We start from the raw sequence: 17,509 nt of genomic DNA, 5'->3' as shown, positions 1-17,509 counted from the left end.
CGCACTACCCGTCCTGAGCCGACTCAAGGGGCGAACCGTACCAGTCAGCGACGATGGCGTGCGCGATCGATGAGGGTCCGGGCAGGAGAATCTCGGCGAACGCCTCACGCAGTTGCTCACGGCTGAACCAGCGCAGCTCAAGGATCTCCTCGCCATCGGGAACGACGGCGTGAGGCGCCTCGTCGTCAGCCAGGGTCGCGCCGAATCCGACCATGATCGACGCAGGGAACGGCCACGGCTGCGAGCCGAGGTAGACGGGATTCGCGACCCGTAGGCCGGACTCCTCGTGCGTCTCGCGCAACACGGCCGCCTCGAACGACTCACCAGGCTCCACGAAACCCGCGAGCAGCGAGTAACGATTCGGCTCCCAGAGCGCGTTGGATCCGAGCAGGATGCGGTCGGCGTCGTCGGTGATTCGAACGATGACGGCCGGATCGGTGCGCGGGAAGACCTCGACGTTGTCGACCGGGCAGAGCCGCACCCAGCCGGCCTGCACGGTGTCGGTCGCCGTTCCGCATCGTGGACAGAAGCGGTGGGAATCGTGCCAGTTCGCCACGGCGATCGCCTCGGTGAAGAGGCCTGCGTCGCGATCGTCGAGATGTGCGGCGATAGAGCGCAGTCCAGCCCAACGCAGTTCCTCCGACTGCAGAGCGGATGCCGCGGCGTCAGTGAGCACGGCAGCGAGCAGCGGCGTTCCCGGAGCCTCGACACTCGACACCGAGGTCGACAGCCCGAGGTAGATCCACGTCTCGGCGGTGGGGATCGCGTCAGGCGGCAGAAGGTCCAGACGCGGCGCCGAGCCGTCCACCTGCTCAGCGGCGAGCGCGCGACCTCGCGCGATCGGAAGCACCCGGGTGGCCGGATCGGCCCTCAGCCGATCGATCAGGCCCGGATCAGCCCTGACCCCGGCATTCCGATCGACATCCTGCCGGACGAGGGGCAGCCTCGCCGGAAAGGGTTGGGACACGGCGAATTCTCCCTTCGCTGCGAAAGACCGATCAGGCACTGCGCAGCCGCATTTGCACGCTTGAGATGGAGCAGGGGGCGTGGCGCACGGCCACGCCGACCGGATGTCGACCTAACCTAGGGGTCATGGCCAGATCTCATCTCACTCTAGCCGCGTTGGCCACCTCGGCCGTTCCGGGGCTCGATGTCGCCGCAGCCCGCAGCCACACACGCGGAGAGCATGGCGATTTCGACGCGGCGGTGCTGCACGGACGCGATGGGCACCGACTCATCGTCCGTGTACCCCGCAACCAGGGTGCCGAGACAGAGCAGTCCGCCGACCTGGTCGCGCTGCGCGCCCTCAGCACGGGAGTTCGCAGCCGCCTGCCCTTCGACGTCCCCGAGTTTCTGGGCCAGACTCCGGTTGGAGGAACCCGTGCCATCGTCTACGGATACCTCCATGGCGAGAAGTTCCAGGTCGACGAGCTGACCGAGCGGGTCGGCCTCTCCGGATCGATCGGTCGCTCGATCGCCGCCATCCACGCCCTGCCGACGGCGTTCATCACGGATGCCGGTCTGCCGCAGCAGAACGCACAGGAATGTCGCACAGCCGCCATCGCCCTCATCGGGCAAGCCGCCGACACGGGGCATGTGCCGGCCGCGCTGCTGCGACGCTGGGAGGAGGCGACGGATGACGACGCCCTGTGGCGGTTCCCGCCGACGGTGATCCATGGCGGACTGTCGGCGGACTCGTTCCTCGTGTCCGACGACGCGGTGTCCGGCATCCTCGGTTGGTCCGGTCTGCGCGTCGGAGACGCCGCCCGCGATCTGCACTGGCTGCTCGGCTCGCGCGGCGAGGCCGCTGAGATCGCGCTCGCCGCCTATACGGCCGGCCGCGGCGGCGGCGCAGACCGGCTCATCACGCAACGCGCGATGCTATACGCAGAGCTGGAGCTCGCCCGCTGGCTCATGCACGGCGCCGACACGCACAACCAGGCGATCATCGACGATGCCGTCGCCATGCTGGACGGTCTCGTCGAGAGCGTGCACAGCGATGTGATGAACCCTCTCTCCCCCTCGACCGGACCAGTCCTCGCCGTCTCCGACGTGGAGGCCATGCTCGACCGCACTCCCCGAGCTCCGCTCACCCGCGACCATGGCTCGGCTATGCACACCGACAGCTACGACCAGTCGGACTTCGAGCGGTCCGAGTTCGGCGACCTCGACGATGCCGACCCCGACGACGACGACACCGCGCACGACGACACCGCGCACGACGACACCGCGACGGGGCCTATCGAGTCCGGTCGTCAGGCCTGACCTCGACGAGCCGAGACCTCCGCCGCTCGCCCTTTCGGCCATTCGTCCGGCGACCGGACCGACCCGTTGACGCGACCGCGTATGCGCCGCACAATCGAACTATGCGCACGCATGATGACATCGAGGAGGAGAAAGCCGTCGGCCAGGTCATCGACCGGCTCGCGGCCCGGTATCCTCAGCTGCCCTACGCTCACATCGGCGACGTCGTGCGGAGTGAGCTCCGCGTGTTCGACGGCCGTCCGATCCGCACCTACGTTCCGGTCCTGGTCGAGCACGAGGCGCGGGCGTTGCTGCGACGTGAGACGTCTGGGCATACCGCCGGTTGATCCGGTCGGCTACAGCCGGTTGCCGCCGGCCGCGAGCGGCTCGGGCTCGAACGACGAGCGCGTCACCGTCGACCAGAGTCGCAGGAGCTCGGATTCGTCGTCGAGGTGGCCGGGTCTGACCACGGTGTCGTCGGCGACGAAATAGAACACGGCGTCGACGATGGCAGGATCGACACCCTTCCAACGCGCATAGGCGAGGCGATACAGCGCGAGCTGAGTCTGCTTGAGCGTGAGGTCGGCGGCGTTCTTCGGCGCTTTCCCGGTTTTCCAGTCGACCACCTGATAGCCGGTCTCGGTGCGGTAGACGGCGTCGAGCTTGCAGACGAAGACATGCCCTGCGAGCGCGAGATGGATCTCGACCTCGATGTCCTCTGGTCGCTTGTCCGCCCACTCCGAGGCTTCGAAGGTCGCCGTGAGAGCGTCGAAACGATCGTCTTCGACCAGATCGTCCGGCATCCCGAGGTCGAGCTCGTCGCCGGTCGCATCGACAAGGTCGGATGCCGCCGAGCCGGCCGAGCGCTGCTCCACCCACCGGTGGAAGAGAGTGCCGAGGCGGGTAGCCCGGTAGGGACGCTGCGGCATGGGGCGGCGGAGTTGCGCGGCGACCTCCGTGGGATCGTCGACGAAGTCCTTGAAGCGCGAGGCCGGGATTCGCGTCGGCAGCGGCACGAGTTCGGCGGCGCCGGCGCGACGCCTGCGCTCCTCGAGCAGGGCATCGATCTCGCGCCGCAGAGCGGAAGCGATCGGGGCACCCTGCCCCGTCTCGATGGCGTGGACGACGATGGCGGCGGCGGTTCGCACGGCATGGCCGCGCCCTCCGAGCGGATCGAGAGGCCAGCTCGCACGATCCCGCGCCTCCTCCCGAGGATTCTCCGGCTCCGCCGGAGCGGCTGGCAGCGCGTCGACGGCGATGAGCCCAGCCGCGGCAAGCTCGCGCAGATAGGCTCCAGGACCACGCGGCGACTTCTGCGTCCACCACCACGAGCCGCTCAGCAGGAGCTCGCTCTTCGTGCGAGTCACGGCGACGTAGGCGAGCCGTCGCTGCTCCTCAGCATAGTGACGCGCATTGTCCGCGCCGAACTCCTTCGCCGCTTTGTCGAAGGCGAGCTGGTCGTGCACTCCACGCCAGGCGAGTTCCGGCAGCTCGTCGCTGTCGCCCTTGAACTCGAACGGCAGTTCACCAAAGGCGAGCCATCCCCGGGTCGACAGGGGCTTACCCGGCAGCTCGTCGTCGACCATGCGCGGGACGGCGACGACATCCCATTCGAGACCCTTCGCTCCATGGATGGTGAGGATCTGCACCGTGCCCGGCTCTGGGTCCTCCTGGCGTGGGGCGAGCCTGTCCCGCTGTTCCGCCTCCTCGAGCCATGAGAGGAACGCTCCGATCGTGGCAAGCTCGCTCGACGCGAGAAAGTCCGTGACGAGTTCGTCGAACGCCTCGAGGCTGGCCTCGCCGAGCACCTGATGCTCGTTCGCCGCGATCTCGATGTCGAGCAGAAGCTCCTGCTGCACGAGCGTTACGAAGTCGGGCAGCTCGAGTCCGGTCCGTCGACGCAACGACACGAATCGGGCGCCGGCGCGACGCATCCGTGCTAGGCCCCGCTCGCTGAAACCGTTGAGGAAGCGGTGGCCGGGGTCGGCCGAGACGAGAAAATCGAGCGCGTCGACGATGGATGTGTTCTCCTCGGCCGCGACGCTCGCGCGCACACGGGCGCGAACGTCGTCGCCGAGGGTGCGGAACGCATGGTCGCGGCCGGCTAGCTCCCTCGCCAGCCGACTGAGAGCCTCGATGTCCTTGGCACCGATGTTCCACCAGGCCCCGGCGAGCAGGCGCACGAGCTCAGAACCGCGACTCGGATCGTTGAGCACACGCAGGGCGCAGACGAGATCCACGATGACCGGTTGGTCGAGCAGGCCCGCAAGGCCGAGCACGTGGAAAGGCACGCCGCGCGCACGCAGAGCGTCGGTGAACACCTCGATCTTGCCGAGCGTGCGGCAGAGCATGGCAGCGGACCGCCGCGCGCCGAGCTCCGTCCGGGTGTGGAGACGCTCGGCGAACCAGGAGGCGACGGCGTCGGCCTCCTCTTCGGCCGTCTCCCTGAAGGCCACGTCGACGCGTCCGTCCCCGGCGAAACCGGGGGCGTTCAGAGGCTTCTTCGCGATCGAGGCATCGGCGACGAACGGCCGGACCAGCTCGTTGGCCACGGCGAGCACCGAACGCGGATTGCGCCAGCTGATCGAGAGGTCGTGGATTCTGGCGCCGTCCGGCGAGCCCGTGAAGTCGCGCGAGAAACGTCCGAGGTTCGCGGCGCTCGCCCCGCGCCATCCGTAGATCGATTGGTCGGGATCGCCGACGGCCATGACCGAGTGCCCGCCGAAGAGGCAGCTCAGCAACCGGGTCTGAACGACGCTCGTGTCTTGGTATTCGTCGAGGAGCACCACCGTGAACCTGGCCCGATAGTCGGCGACGACCGCGGGATTGCGGGTGCAGATGTCGAGCGCGAGCGCGACCTGGTCGGAGAACTCGACGAAACCGCGCCGGCGCTTCTCGTCGGAGAAGCAGATCGCGAGATCGAGCAGCGGTGGCAAGCCGCTGACGGCGGCGAGCGCGCTCGTGAAGCTCGGGTACGGCGCCTTCTTGCGCCCGGTCCCGCCGATGGGCAGATCGTCCATCGCAAGAAACTCGCGGGCCATGGCGTGCACGTCACTTGGATCGACGACGTTCTCGGCGAGCGCTCGGCTGAGCGACACGACCCCTCCGGTGATCGTGTCGAGGTTGCGGTCGAGGTCGACGAGGCGTTCGTCGCTCGAGTCGGAGACGACACGGCGCGCAAGTTGCCAGGCCGATGCCTCGCCGAGCACGATCGCATCGGGTTCCCGCCCGACGAGCACGGCGTGCTCGCGATAGATGGCGCTGGCGAAGGCGTTGTAGGTGGAGACGGAGGCATTCTCGAAGACGTCGAACTCCACATCGGCGATGCCCGCTGCGACGAGTTGCTCAACGCGTTCCCGGATGCGGACGGCGAGTTCTCCCGCCGCCTTCCTCGTGAACGTGAGGCCGAGCACTTCAGGCACGCTCGCGTGGCCGTTCGCCAGCAGCCACACCACACGATTCGCCATCGTCTCGGTCTTGCCGCTCCCCGCGCCAGCGACGACGATGCTCTGACCGAGCGGATCGGCCTCGATGACGGCGATCTGCTCCTCAGTGGGGCCGGGGAGTCCCAGCTGCTCGGCGAGGAACACCGCTCCGAGCGCCCGGCCCGGCCCGCTCATGCAGACACCGCCGGGACGAGGTGGATACGGTACTCCCATGCGCCGAGCGGATCGCGGAACGCGAGCTGGGTCGGCCCGTCGAAACGAGCGCCGGAGAGGGCCGCGGCGACCGCGCGCACACGCTCCCGGAACGCCTCGAACGCCTCCGCGTCGAAGGGCTGCTGCACCCGTTCCGTATAGCCGGCGCCATTCGCCGGATTCGCTACGAAGACGAGTTTTGCCCCACCGAGGGTGAGAGCCACGTCACGACCCGGATCGTCGAGAGAGTTCGAGGCCTCGTCGAAGGCACCCTCGTCGAAGGCGAGCTGATAGGCGGCGAGCTGCGGATGCTCCGGCATCCCCGTGATCGTCGGCAGGCGTTTGCCGGTCTTGAGGTCGACGATCACCGTCGTGCCGTCGGCCGACCGTTCGACCCGGTCGATCGAGCCAGACAACGTAATCCGGTCGAAATTTACCTCGAACCCGCCTTCCGCACCGACCAGCACCTTGCCGTCGTCGGAGAAGGTCGTGAGGTAGTCGGACAGGCCGGTGGCCATCCGCCGCGCGGAACGCAGCTCCCTTTCCGCCAGCCACGGAGCCTCGAAACGCAGTTCCTTCCAGCGTTCCTCGACCTCAGCCCAGATCGTGTCGACGCTCGTGTCGCCGTCTTCGCGTCGGCTCACGGTCTCCATCGCCGCGTGAACGATCGTCCCGATCGAGGCGGCGAGACCGCTCGGGCTCGACGCCATCGTGTCGACGAACCAGGCGAGCGGCGAGCGTTCGGCCTTCTCGATCTGCGACGGAGACACCCGCACCCGCGCCTCCGGGTCGTTCTGCACGTCGACGAGGGGCTCGGTCGTCGACGGTTCGGCGAGACCATACCAGCAATCCGGATGCGCACCAGGTGCCCCCTCATGTGCAAGCAGTGCAAGGGCGGACGCCACACCCGGCGTGCCACGCTCGACGAGGTCGCGCCGAAGGCTGCCGACGAGGCCGCGCATGTGCAGTGGGCGTCCGCGCGGCACACGTGCCTCTTCGGGCACGAAGGAGAGGAACGTCGACGCCTGCTCGTCATCGTTGCTGGTGCAGCTCACCACGAGCTGCCGACAGGCGCGCGAGATCGCGAGCGCGAACATCCGCAGCTCGTCGCTACGCACCGCCGCCCGTTCGTCGGCCGCCGACGTCGCTCCATCCGCCTCGGCACCGAGCAGGAGCTCCGGCAGGCGATCGGCGTGCAGAAGAGAGCCGCGCGGCTTCAGATTCGGCCACACGCCGTCTTGCAGTCCCGCGACCACGACGATGTCGAACTCCTCACCGACGACGGCACTCGGCGTGCAGACCACGACAGCCTCTCCATCGCGACGCGGCGCGAGCGAATCCTCGGGCACGTCGCTCGCGAGCACGTCGTCGATGAACTTGCCGGCCGGAGCGCTCGGTGTGCGCTCGACGTAGCGCTGAGCCGACGAGAACAACGCAACCACTCCGTCGAGCGACCGATTGGCCTCTTCGGCCAGCACTCCACTGCCGCGCGCCTGCTGACCCCACTCCGCTGCCAGGCCGCTGCGCTCCCACAGCTGCCACAGCACCTCCTCGATCGAGCCGCCGGACGCGGCGACGGAAGCGGCCGCCGCGAGCGTCGCCGCGAGCTTGCCGGCTCGCCGGGCAGGGGCCGAGTCGATCGTGTCGAACCCACCAGGAACGGTCATCGCCTCGACGATCAACTCGTCGCTCGTGCGGGAGCCGCCCGCGCCGAGCTCCTGCTGACGCAGGCTGAGTCGCAATCGACGCAGTGCGATCGCGTCGAGACGGCCGAGAGGCCCGGTGAGCGCTCCGACGGCGAACTCCGCCGTGAGCGGCTCGCGAGCGATGACGAGGCGCGCCGCCTCGAGCAGCCGTGCCGCGGCTGGGTCGTCGCGGAGGGCTCGCCGGGCGGTCGAACTGCGAGTCGGGACATCCGAGAGTGCGAGGCCACGCTCAAAGGCGGGGATGTCCGAGCCGGAGCGCAGCACGACCGCCATACGCGACCATGGCACATCGTGCAGCAGATGGTGTTCACGCAGGATGCGCGCGAGTTGCGCGCACTCGGAGGCGTGCGATGGCGCCTCGACACGCAACGCTGCGGGAAGAGGATCTGTGGTCGCGGCATTCGCGGCCATGTCGGCGCGGCGGTGAACGCCCGCGAGCGCGGTGCCGATGTGCCCGGTGACGGCGGTCACGATCTCGCGCAGCGCAGGTCGGCCTCTGTGCACGGTCGAGAGCACGATGCGCTCGACCGAGTCGAGGCCCAGGTTCCGAGCGAGGCCGCCCAGCACGTCGGAGCGGGCACCGCGGAACGCCGTCGTCGCGACATCCGGATCTCCGAAGGCCACCACGGCGACGCCGCGACCGGCGAAGGCCCGCAACAGGGCGATCGTCGACTCGGTGGCATCTTGGGAGTCGTCGACGACGATGAGCCGAAGCCCGCTCAGCGTGCCGAGGGAGCCGGCTCCGTTCGGCCCCGCCTCCGCGCTGCGCACCACCGCGGCGGCGTAGGCGGCGAGTTCGGCGGAATCGAACTGCCCGGGTCGGTGCTGGTCCTTGTTGTCGGCGTAGGCCGCCATAAACTGAGCGGCGGCCACCCACTCCGGATGGCCGCAGCGGAGACCGAGTCTGACGAGCGAGGGCGGCGAGATGCCGTATTCGGAGCAGCGCATCATGAGCTCGCGCAGTTCGGTCCGGAAGCCACGGAGAGCACGCACCTCGGGTACGAGCGGCTCTGGCCACTCCGGCCCGGCAGCGTCATCGATATCGCCCTGCAGCAGCTCTGCGATGATCGCGTCCTGCTCGCCGCCCGTCAGCAATGTGACGGGGGCATCCTTCGGCTCGACAGCCCGCACGATCTGGAATGAGACCGAGTTGGCGGTGCGAGCGATCGGCCCGTTCGTCGGCACACCGAGACGGATGGCGATTCGATCGCGCAGCCTGGTCGCTGCCGCCCGGCTGGGCGCGAGCACGAGCACCTCGGCGGGCTCGTAGCCGCGCCCGAGAACACGTTCGGCGACGAGTTCGACGACACAGCGGGTCTTGCCTGTACCCGGAGCGCCGATGACGGCAGCGGACGCGCCGTCGGCGAGGTCGAGCACGGAGCGCTGCGCAGGGTCGATCCGAGACGACGAGGAGGTACCCGGCATGGCATCCGCTGCGACGATCGGAGTCTCCTGCCGCACGAATCCCCGAATGGTCACGGAATCCACGCTAGCGGGTTGCGCCGACAGTGAACGGACGAGGGCGACCCAGCGTTGTGTCGTAATCTGGCTTCAACGCAATGAAAGGCGCAACAGTGGACATTCGCATCGGCATTCAGAACTCCCCCCGCGAGATCGGCTTCGAGACGAGCCGGCCCGCCGCCGAGATCGAGAAGGCCGTCGCGGCCGCGCTCGGCGGGGAAGCGAGCTATCTGAAGCTGAGCGACGACAAGGGCAAGATCTACATCGTCCCCGTTTCCACGATCGCCTACGTCGAGATCGGCTCCGAAGAGAGCCGCCGTGTCGGATTCGTAGGCTAGCCGGGCATGGAACTCCTCTTCGTCACGCTCGGCGGTGCGATCCTCGGCATCGGCGCCCGCTACGTTCTTCCGCACAGCAGCGAGCACGGCGTCACTCTCATCCCCGCGGTCGGCGCGGCCGTCGCCGCAATCGTCTGGGTCGGCCTCACCTGGCTCGGCTGGAAATGGGACGGCGGTTGGATCTGGTGGGTGAGCCTCATGGTCGCCGCGGGGGCATCCGTCGCCGTAGATCTGCTGATCGGACGCGCACGCAGCGCGGCCGATGCCCGCAGGCTCGCGATCCTGACCAAGACGGGCGTCGCCGCAGGCTGAACGCGAGACTATGCGGTGAGGCCGAGCAGGTCCATGCGCCGCGTGTGAGCGGCCACGAGTTCGGTGAACACGGGCTCGATTCGCGACTCGACAGGCGTCTCGGGCCCAGTGCCGTGCAGAGCGGAGCGTGCGATGAGCAGTGTGTCGCCGACGAGCCGTCTTCCCCACATCGCGAGCCGCGAGCCGAGCCGCGAGTCGGCGGCGATGCCCGCCTGGAGCTCGGACACGAGAACGTCGGTTCCTGCATCCCGCCCGAGCAGTTCCGCGACCCATGGCCCGCTGTCGCCGGGGAGCCCGTCTGCGAGGCGGATGAAGAAGTCGTCGAGCATGCCGGCGGTCAGGTAGCTGCTGAGCAGGAGCTCATACCAGTCGGAACCGGTCGTCGCCGCGCGATAGCGGTCGATGGCGGATCGGAACGGCGCCATCACCTCGTCCGGCTTCGCGTCACGACGCCGGATCTCGGCGATGAGCACGTGGTGCTTGGCGAGGGCGATTCCCGCCGCAGCGCTCAGGCCCTCTTTCGCGGTGAGTGTCGGAGCGGTGGACACGGCGCGCGACAGGTTCTCGAACACCTCGAGCTGGATGTAGGCGGCCTGACCGAGGAAAGGCAGAAGTTCCGGTGTCATCTCGCTGAAGTCGACGCGAGCGGACGACGCGGTCTCCCCGCGGGGTTTCAACCGGGGGATCTCCATGCGCATCCTGCGCCGACCGAACCACGAGACCACGAGACCAGCTTAGTGAGAGATGAGATTCCGGCTCATGTAGGGGTCGGCGACGATCGGGTATGCGAAGTCACCAGAGCTGTGGTCAACGATCTGCGAGACGACGTTCCCGCTGACGATGAAACGCGTAGGGACGTCGACACCGTTGCTGTCGACAGCCCACGGAGCTGCGATGGCCCCGAGGAGTCGACCCTCCACGGAGACGAGCAGCAATTCGCCGCCGACGGCCGGGACGATGGTGGCCCCGTCTGGAAGAACGAATGCGTAGTCGTAGGATGTGGCGCTCTTGTCGGATTCGATGACCATCGTCATCTGCACGGACGCATTGCCTTTCGGCATCACGGCCACCGACGATCCGTCTGGATAGCCGAAGATCAGGGCACCCGATGCGTCAATCGTGGCGAGGCCCTCAGCACCGACAAGCTTCAGTCCGATCGACCCGTCCTCGCCGGAGAGCGTGATCGCCTCAGCAGGGTCGAGTGGGATCTTCAGCGCGCTTTCGCCGGCCATGACAGAGACGCCGTCATTAACGACGTGAACACTCTTGGGTACGCCCTGGAACATCTCGGGCACCACATTCTGGAGCACCGCAATAGTCGAGTTATCCCCTGGAATACCGTCATCTGCGAATGCCGCTGACGACACCCCGCCGATCAACACCACCGCTCCCGCCAGCGCTAGCATCCTCGACTTGCCCTTCATGATTTTCCCCCCATCACAGAGCGCGTCAGCGCTCCCCCCTCACCCAGTATTGGGTTATTCACGTTCTCAGCGCAAGAGAGACCGGCGAACGCCTGTGGCTGAGGATCCATGGGGTGCTACGCCAGACGACGCCAGGCAACGCGCCTGGCGCCCTGGAGACAAGCTCAACGTGCCCCTCCGGCCCGCAGCGCCGCCTCGAGAACCACGGGATCCACGCATCCCCGGGCGAATCCTTCGATGCGCAGGCTGGCAGGTGAAGTCGTACCGCCAGGCATCTCGGCGCCCCTATCCGGCCATCGCGAGCATGTCGAGCGCTGCGATGAGAAGCATCTGTCGGCCGGGATGGATGACACGTTCCAGGAGCGCCAATCCGACACGATCGGCGATGTCGCACTCCGCCTCGACGGTCGTCTGCACGGGTCCGGTTCTCCGAGAGGACGAGTGTGCCGTGGCGATGACCGCACCGTCACGGCGCAGTTCGGCCCGCCGGGAGCTCGTGTGCACCACATCGTAGCTACGGTCGAGAAGCACCCACGAGGCGCCGGCATCGCGTCGGCGGCACGGCGCCTTCCCGCCGTTGACGAATTCGAAGCGTTCACCCGTCGACAGCGTGACGGCGACGGTGTCGGCCTGGAAAGCGGTCGCCTTCGATATCGGCGGCCAGTTCGCCTTCTCGCCACTGCGTCGGGACTCCACGATCGCGACCTCGGCTCCGCCTTCGTCGAGCAATCGCAACCGGCGCGCGTCCTCAGTGTCGAACGAGTAGCCGAAACTCAAGGGCACCAGTGCAGTTGGATCAGTCACCCGACCATTCAATCAGCCCGCAGGAGCACCTCCGTGCGTCGGCGGCGACCCGAGTGCGGCCAACCACATGTCAACTGTGCACTGGCGAACCGCGATGGGGAGCGCTCACCATCGGGGAACGCTCCGGCGGATGCTAGTCTCCCGCCAAGACGCGAAAGGGACACGACCGAGCCATGCCGAACGAATGGGAGTCGACCCGCACGGGAGCCGACCAGGCCGGATCCATCGACTCGGAGTGGCCGCTCGTGGCCGACGCCGAGGTGCTCGACGCGATGCTGCACGACTTCGAGCGCGAGGTCGGCACGGTACGGGGGTTCCGGCGGCGGGCCCGCAAAAGCAGGGAGTGGCTGGCGTTCGGCTTCGTGATCGGCGCTCCGATCCTGTTCTTCGGCCTCCCGGTCTGGGCGTCGACGGCGACCGCCACCGGAACCATCGGCGGCGATGGCGAGGCGATCTGGTGGGTTGCCGTCGGCGTGCTGTTCGTCACCGCGTCGATCGTGGCCCTGCCGTTGAAGCTGCGACGCGAGTTCCGCACGTTCCAGGAACAGGGTTGGGTCGCTTTCCAGGCCCCGACAGGTTGGGTGGTCTGCCAGACCGACAGCGGCAGCTATGTCCGCTACGACACGATGTCCGTCAGCGGCGGGACGGACTTCCGCGGCGCCATCTCCGCCCCGGTCGTACTCGTGTCGCCGAGGCGGATGCCTGCCGCCAGGTTCGCGCAGATACTGAACGGCGTACGGACGTCGATCGCGCAGACGGACCCGGAGGACGGGAAGGTGCTGATGCGATCGTTCGACAGAGAACGCGTGCTGCGCGCGGTTCCGGCCCGTTGGTTCGGTGACACGGCCGGCTGCCTCCTCGGCGGGGCCGACCGCGAACCGTTCACGATCGTCATCCCCCGAGCGGTGAAAGCCGGACGTCACATCCGCCTCGCGTCGATCAGGCTCACGAGTGAGGAGCGCAGGCTGCTCGCGGGCGGCCAAGTCGCGGCCAGGCGAAGATCATGGCCAGAACAGCGAGGGAGCGACAGGCGGTCGTAAGACTGTCGATCGTAAGACTGTCGAACGAGGCGGAGCGATAGGGCACAGGCCTCTCCATACTGTGCCCGTGCTCCGACGCGCCATGGCGGGATGCGCAACGCCTGGCGAGGCACAGGTCGAGAGACCCGTCCGCTCTGGACGTAGAGCACGTCGACCTCCACCTCGACGAGCCCAGGACGGATCCACTATGCAACGCTCGGCCGAGAGCCGAGAGCCGCGCCGATGCGACCTCCCGAGCCGGACCGAACGACCCTTCGGCCGGTCGCCGCTTGGTTTTCTGCTGGCGTGATCAGTACTTGTTTACAGATCAGTACTTGTTTACATATGGCCTCATTGATGACAGCTTGGTTTGAAGTACGCGGGGGACCGAAACTCTGCCTGAGTGGAAACGGAGAGCAAGGATGCGACGTATGACCTGGGGAAGTCGCGGGGGAGCAGCGATAGGAACGGCAGTTGCTTTGGCTTTGGCAATCGCCATAGGGTTGCCCGCACCTGCGTGGGCGAATACCGGTTCTCGTCCCGATGTCGGGGACCCATCGGCTCTCATCGAGAAGATCGCGCCGGACATCGCTACAGAGACGGTCGCCGTAGTGGAACCACCCGAGGTTCAGGACTCGGAGCGGGCGGAGCCATCACTCGTCATTCCCGCCACCGCGGACGAGCCTGTGAAGCTTGCTCCTCCCGAGAGTGAAGGCGCAGGCCAGGCGCTCTCTGTCGAGATCGTCGAAGCGCAGGGCAATGCAACCGTTGCGAACGGGATCACGGTCTTCGAAGGGACGAGTGACAGCTCGGTCGCCTACGTTCAGCCAACCATGAATGGGGTTCGGTTCCTCACGGCCGTCGAGGACGCCGATGCAGGCAACACGTTCAGCTACACGCTTGACATCGCCCCTGGCTCGCAACTCGTGGACATTCCGGGAGGCTTCACGATCCTTGTCGACCCGAACGGGCGGTACATCGCAACGCTCGACGCTGCCTGGGCTAAGGACTCCAACGGAAAAGAACTGCCGACTCGATACGAGCTGGTCGGAGACGTGCTGACGCAACATGTCGAATACCCGACTGGAACGATGTTCCCTGTTCTTCTCGACCCAGCTTGGACGTATGCCTACGACTTCTATGCTGGGCTGGGGGGACCCGCGTACTCGGTTACGTACCCGAAAGGAAAGGACTGGCGCGTGGCGAACCTCCTCAACACCTGTTTCAGCTGCTACTTCCCGATCGCCGGTGCGTCGCAAGGATTCCCGGCGGATGGGGCCATCCTGAACCTGAACGCGAGCCCGTTCTCACTCATCAACGTCCCCGCGCCCGTGAGGAAGTCGACCGTCAACCAGGGGGCGATGCAGTTCCTGGCGCTTGAAGGACACTTCGACGGCGCTGGGTCCAAGATCACCTTCTCTTGGTACAACGACGCCAGCGGCTACCTGCACCTCTACGTGTACGCCTACGTTGTCAAGGACAACGGCGCCGTGGCCAATGAAGCCAACCGGCTCGTCGCCGGTGCGAACTGGCTGACCTTCTGGCGCAACGTCGCGAACAATGTAGGCGACCCCGGCGGCGGCGGCGGCGGTGGCGGCGCATAGCAGCGGTCCGGCGGGCGCACGGCTCGGACTCTGGTTCCGGGCCCTGCTCCTGCCGTCGCTGACCACTGCCGGTGGAGCGCTTGCCGGGGTGGCCTATTCCATGTTCGTCACCGTTCCACAGCTGGTGAATGAACCATCATCAGCAGGGGGCACCGGATCTCTTGGGCTGACCGTGTTCAGCGCCTTGGTTGGAGGTTCGCTGGGCTTTGCCATGGGGGTGGCGACCGGAGCGACGGCGTACCTGGTCTACGTGCTGGTCTCGTATCTGAGAGCATCGGCGGCAGTGCGCACGCTTCTGCCCGCATTGACCGGTTCGGCTACCGCTTTCGCCGTGTTCGGTAGCTTCGCCAGGTGGGCCACCGGGCGTGCCTTGATCGAGTCGGTGACCGTCTCAGTTGCTGCTTTCGTCATTCTCGCGACCGGGGCAGCTTGGTTGCTATCCCGTGGCGCGAGCTCTTAGTCGTTGCGAGAGCCTCAGGTGGCCTCTTTCGGAGGTCGCTCGGCCGGCTGGCACTAAGCTGTGACGTATGCTGCGGGCATTGGAACCGCGGCCGTGCGCCTGGTGAAGCAAGGGCGCATCCTCTTCTATGTATTGACAGGCATGTATTCGTGACTTTCGCAGATCTGATCATCGACCAGGACATGGTCGATGCCCTTGCATCCAAAGGCATCGTCGAGCCGTTCCCGATTCAGGAACAGACGATCCCCCTGGCACTCTCGGGGCAGGACATCATCGGCCAGGCCAAGACAGGAACCGGCAAGACCTTCGGTTTCGGCCTTCCACTCATTCAGCGCCTCGGCCCGAACCCCGAGCACGGCGTGAAGGCCCTCGTCGTCGTTCCGACGCGCGAGCTCTGCGTGCAGGTCGCGGAGGACCTCGAGCTCGCCGCCAAGAACCGCAAGACCCAGGTCGTCGCCATCTATGGCGGCAAGGCCTATGAAGGCCAGATCGAGCAGCTCAAGGCAGGCGCGCAGATCGTCGTGGGAACCCCGGGCCGCCTGCTCGACCTCGCCTCCCAGCGCATGCTCGACCTCGGCAACGTGCGCGAGATGGTGCTCGACGAAGCCGACAAGATGCTCGACCTTGGCTTCCTCGCCGACATCGAGAAACTCTTCTCCAAGACGCCGTCCGATCGTCATACCATGCTCTTCTCCGCGACGATGCCCGGGCCGATCGTCGCCCTCGCACGCCGCTTCATGTCGAAGCCGATCCACATCCGGGCGAACGACCCCGACGAGGGTCTTACCCAGGCCAACATCAAGCACGTCGTATACCGCGCGCATTCGCTCGACAAGGATGAGGTCGTCGCCCGCATCCTGCAGGCGGAGGGGCGCGGCAAGACCGTGATCTTCACCCGCACCAAGCGCGCCGCGGCCAAGCTCGTCGAAGAGCTCGGCGACCGCGGCTTCAACGCCGCCGCCGTGCACGGCGACCTCAACCAGGATCAGCGAGAACGTGCCATGGCGGCGTTCAAAGCCGGTAAGAAAGACGTGCTCATCGCCACAGACGTCGCGGCGCGCGGCATCGATGTCCACGACGTCACCCACGTGATCAACCACACCATCCCAGAAGACGAGAAGACCTATCTGCACCGCGCCGGCCGCACCGGCCGTGCCGGCAAGACCGGCATCGCCGTGACCTTCGTCGACTGGGACGACCTGCACAAGTGGGCGCTCATCAACCGGGCCCTGGAGATGGACCAGCCAGAACCAGTGGAGACCTACTCCTCGTCGCCCCATCTCTACGAGGATCTCGACATCCCAGCCGGTTCGAAGGGGCGACTCAAACCTACGCCTCTGAAGGATAAGGCCCCGGATGCCTTGGGCGGACGACCGGGTTCGGGGTCCGGTGCCGCGTCGGGCCTGTCGAACCGTCCCCCTCGCAGCCGCAACCGTAGCCGTACACGCGGGGGCCAGGGCGGCACCTCCGCCCTGGGTGCCCAGCAGGAGACCACTTCTGCGCCCGAGGCGTCGGGAACGCACGACGGTCAGGGTCACGAGCATCACGACGGCAACAGCGCGCCGCGCCGACGCAGCCGCACCCGTCGCCGCAGCGCCAAACCCGAGTAGGCCGCTCAGGCCGCGTAGAAGGGTTCGGCCCCTGTGGCTTCCGCGATGATGCGATCGAGCACCTCGGGCGCCGTCGTGTTCTCGCCGAGACGGTTCGGCTTGCCGTCGCCGTGGTAGTCGCTTGAACCGGTCACCGCGAGCCCGAACTGCCGGGCGAGCGCGTGCAGCCGCACCTTCGCATCCGGCGTGTTCTCACGGTGATCGATCTCCAGTCCGAAAAGGCCGGCATCGACGAGCAGCTTGAGCCGCTCGGCCGGGATGACGTGCTCGGCGCCGCGGGTTCCCGGATGCGCGAGCACGGGCACCCCGCCAGCGGCGCGGATCATCCGCACACCGTCGAGCGGTTCGGGCGCGTAGTGGGGCTGATAGTAACCGCGCTTCCAATGCAGGATTCCCGCGAACGCATCGGAACGCGTTGGAACGTGGCCCCTTGCCACGAGCGCATCGGCGATGTGCGGGCGGCCGATGGTCGCGCCATCCGTGGTCTGCGCGAGGACATCCGCCCAGCTGAGGTCGTAGTCGAGGCCGATCCGTCGCACGATCTCCTCGGCGCGCGTCATCCGCGCCGCACGGATGCGCGCCGTCTCCGACACGATCGCCGCATCTCCAGGGTCGAAGAGATAAGCGAGCATGTGAACACTCGCGAACTGCAGCCGCGTCGACAACTCCATGCCCTGAACGAGAGTGACCCCGCTGTCCCGCGCGGCGACGCCCGCCTCGACCCAGCCTGCGGTGGAGTCGTGGTCCGTCAACGCGACGGTGCCGAGCCCGGCCTCCCCGGCGGCCCGCACGAGCTGTGTGGGTGTCTCCGTGCCGTCCGAGACGCTCGAATGCGCGTGCAGGTCGATGGGACCTCGGAAGCGCCTCGTGTGCATCTCCCCATGCTAGT

The 17,509-nt window shown here is 67.2% G+C and carries 15 protein-coding genes; 8 read left to right on the top strand and 7 right to left on the bottom strand.

The features are described from left to right. Window positions 1-4 precede the first annotated feature (4 nt). Window positions 5-967 carry an NAD(+) diphosphatase gene (gene nudC / locus ACFQB0_RS02825; RefSeq protein WP_386727339.1) on the bottom strand — a complete coding sequence of 321 codons (963 nt, stop codon included), beginning with the start codon at window positions 965-967 and terminating at the stop codon, window positions 5-7. Between the two features lie 125 nt (window positions 968-1,092). Between nudC and ACFQB0_RS02820 the strand changes: the two genes are divergently transcribed. Continuing rightward, on the top strand, window positions 1,093-2,265 hold the full coding sequence (locus tag ACFQB0_RS02820) for a phosphotransferase (protein WP_386727336.1): 1,173 nt from the start codon (window positions 1,093-1,095) through the stop codon (window positions 2,263-2,265). Window positions 2,266-2,366: 101 nt separating this feature from the next. Beyond that, the gene (locus tag ACFQB0_RS02815; protein WP_386727333.1) at window positions 2,367-2,591 is read left to right on the top strand and encodes a three-helix bundle dimerization domain-containing protein; all 225 of its coding nucleotides are present in this window, start codon (window positions 2,367-2,369) and stop codon (window positions 2,589-2,591) included. A 9-nt stretch (window positions 2,592-2,600) separates the two neighbouring features. On the opposite strand, the gene ACFQB0_RS02810 is transcribed toward ACFQB0_RS02815, so the two are convergent. Both ACFQB0_RS02810 and ACFQB0_RS02805 read right to left on the bottom strand, forming a co-directional pair. Beyond that, window positions 2,601-5,864, bottom strand: coding sequence for a UvrD-helicase domain-containing protein (locus ACFQB0_RS02810; protein ID WP_386727331.1), 3,264 nt, complete (start codon window positions 5,862-5,864; stop codon window positions 2,601-2,603). Beyond that, window positions 5,861-9,067, bottom strand: coding sequence for a PD-(D/E)XK nuclease family protein (locus ACFQB0_RS02805; protein WP_386727328.1), 3,207 nt, complete (start codon window positions 9,065-9,067; stop codon window positions 5,861-5,863). The genes ACFQB0_RS02810 and ACFQB0_RS02805 overlap by 4 nt, the downstream gene beginning before the upstream one ends. 95 nt (window positions 9,068-9,162) lie before the next feature. On the opposite strand from ACFQB0_RS02805, the gene ACFQB0_RS02800 reads away from it, so the two are divergent. After that, a complete protein-coding gene (locus ACFQB0_RS02800) occupies window positions 9,163-9,387 on the top strand; it encodes a DUF3107 domain-containing protein (RefSeq protein ID WP_386727326.1) in 225 nt (74 codons plus the stop codon). A 6-nt stretch (window positions 9,388-9,393) separates the two neighbouring features. Continuing rightward, window positions 9,394-9,699 (top strand): hypothetical protein, encoded by a 306-nt coding sequence (locus ACFQB0_RS02795; protein WP_386727324.1) that lies wholly within the window; start codon window positions 9,394-9,396, stop codon window positions 9,697-9,699. 8 nt (window positions 9,700-9,707) lie between these two features. Here the strand turns inward: ACFQB0_RS02795 and ACFQB0_RS02790 are convergent, their stop codons facing one another. From ACFQB0_RS02790 to ACFQB0_RS02780, 3 genes are all read right to left on the bottom strand, one after another. Beyond that, window positions 9,708-10,391: a ferritin-like fold-containing protein gene (locus ACFQB0_RS02790; protein WP_386727322.1), complete on the bottom strand. Its 684-nt coding sequence runs from the start codon at window positions 10,389-10,391 to the stop codon at window positions 9,708-9,710. Between the two features lie 42 nt (window positions 10,392-10,433). Continuing rightward, window positions 10,434-11,009: a hypothetical protein gene (locus tag ACFQB0_RS02785; RefSeq protein ID WP_386727321.1), complete on the bottom strand. Its 576-nt coding sequence runs from the start codon at window positions 11,007-11,009 to the stop codon at window positions 10,434-10,436. Window positions 11,010-11,408: 399 nt separating this feature from the next. After that, a complete protein-coding gene (locus ACFQB0_RS02780) occupies window positions 11,409-11,927 on the bottom strand; it encodes a hypothetical protein (RefSeq protein WP_386727319.1) in 519 nt (172 codons plus the stop codon). A 173-nt stretch (window positions 11,928-12,100) separates the two neighbouring features. On the opposite strand from ACFQB0_RS02780, the gene ACFQB0_RS02775 reads away from it, so the two are divergent. The 4 genes from ACFQB0_RS02775 to ACFQB0_RS02760 all read left to right on the top strand — a co-directional run bounded on the left by ACFQB0_RS02775 (window position 12,101) and on the right by ACFQB0_RS02760 (window position 16,620). After that, entirely contained in the window at window positions 12,101-12,967 is an 867-nt protein-coding gene (locus ACFQB0_RS02775; RefSeq protein ID WP_386727317.1) for a hypothetical protein, read from the top strand. A 458-nt stretch (window positions 12,968-13,425) separates the two neighbouring features. Next, window positions 13,426-14,550, top strand: coding sequence for a hypothetical protein (locus ACFQB0_RS02770; protein WP_386727314.1), 1,125 nt, complete (start codon window positions 13,426-13,428; stop codon window positions 14,548-14,550). Between the two features lie 100 nt (window positions 14,551-14,650). Further along, on the top strand, window positions 14,651-15,010 hold the full coding sequence (locus ACFQB0_RS02765) for a hypothetical protein (protein ID WP_386727311.1): 360 nt from the start codon (window positions 14,651-14,653) through the stop codon (window positions 15,008-15,010). A gap of 149 nt (window positions 15,011-15,159) precedes the next feature. Continuing rightward, the gene (locus ACFQB0_RS02760; RefSeq protein WP_386727308.1) at window positions 15,160-16,620 is read left to right on the top strand and encodes a DEAD/DEAH box helicase; all 1,461 of its coding nucleotides are present in this window, start codon (window positions 15,160-15,162) and stop codon (window positions 16,618-16,620) included. A gap of 5 nt (window positions 16,621-16,625) precedes the next feature. Here the strand turns inward: ACFQB0_RS02760 and ACFQB0_RS02755 are convergent, their stop codons facing one another. Continuing rightward, a complete protein-coding gene (locus tag ACFQB0_RS02755; protein ID WP_386727305.1) occupies window positions 16,626-17,495 on the bottom strand; it encodes a PHP domain-containing protein in 870 nt (289 codons plus the stop codon). Window positions 17,496-17,509 lie beyond the last annotated feature (14 nt).

The organism is Luethyella okanaganae (genome assembly GCF_042660285.1).
Classification (GTDB): Bacteria; Actinomycetota; Actinomycetes; order Actinomycetales; family Microbacteriaceae; genus Luethyella; species Luethyella okanaganae.
Note: the sequence above shows the minus strand (reverse complement) of the source record. Positions and strands in the feature narration are given on the sequence as shown.

Bases quoted from the DNA above. Each gene is read 5' to 3' on its own strand.
- ACFQB0_RS02755 (WP_386727305.1), bottom strand. From the start codon at position 17,495: ATGCACACGAGGCGCTTCCGAGGTCCCATCGACCTGCACGCGCATTCG.
- ACFQB0_RS02815 (WP_386727333.1), top strand. From the start codon at position 2,367: ATGCGCACGCATGATGACATCGAGGAGGAGAAAGCCGTCGGCCAGGTC.
- ACFQB0_RS02765 (WP_386727311.1), top strand. From the start codon at position 14,651: ATGTTCGTCACCGTTCCACAGCTGGTGAATGAACCATCATCAGCAGGG.
- ACFQB0_RS02790 (WP_386727322.1), bottom strand. From the start codon at position 10,391: ATGGAGATCCCCCGGTTGAAACCCCGCGGGGAGACCGCGTCGTCCGCT.
- ACFQB0_RS02775 (WP_386727317.1), top strand. From the start codon at position 12,101: ATGCCGAACGAATGGGAGTCGACCCGCACGGGAGCCGACCAGGCCGGA.
- ACFQB0_RS02820 (WP_386727336.1), top strand. From the start codon at position 1,093: ATGGCCAGATCTCATCTCACTCTAGCCGCGTTGGCCACCTCGGCCGTT.
- ACFQB0_RS02810 (WP_386727331.1), bottom strand. From the start codon at position 5,864: ATGAGCGGGCCGGGCCGGGCGCTCGGAGCGGTGTTCCTCGCCGAGCAG.
- ACFQB0_RS02795 (WP_386727324.1), top strand. From the start codon at position 9,394: ATGGAACTCCTCTTCGTCACGCTCGGCGGTGCGATCCTCGGCATCGGC.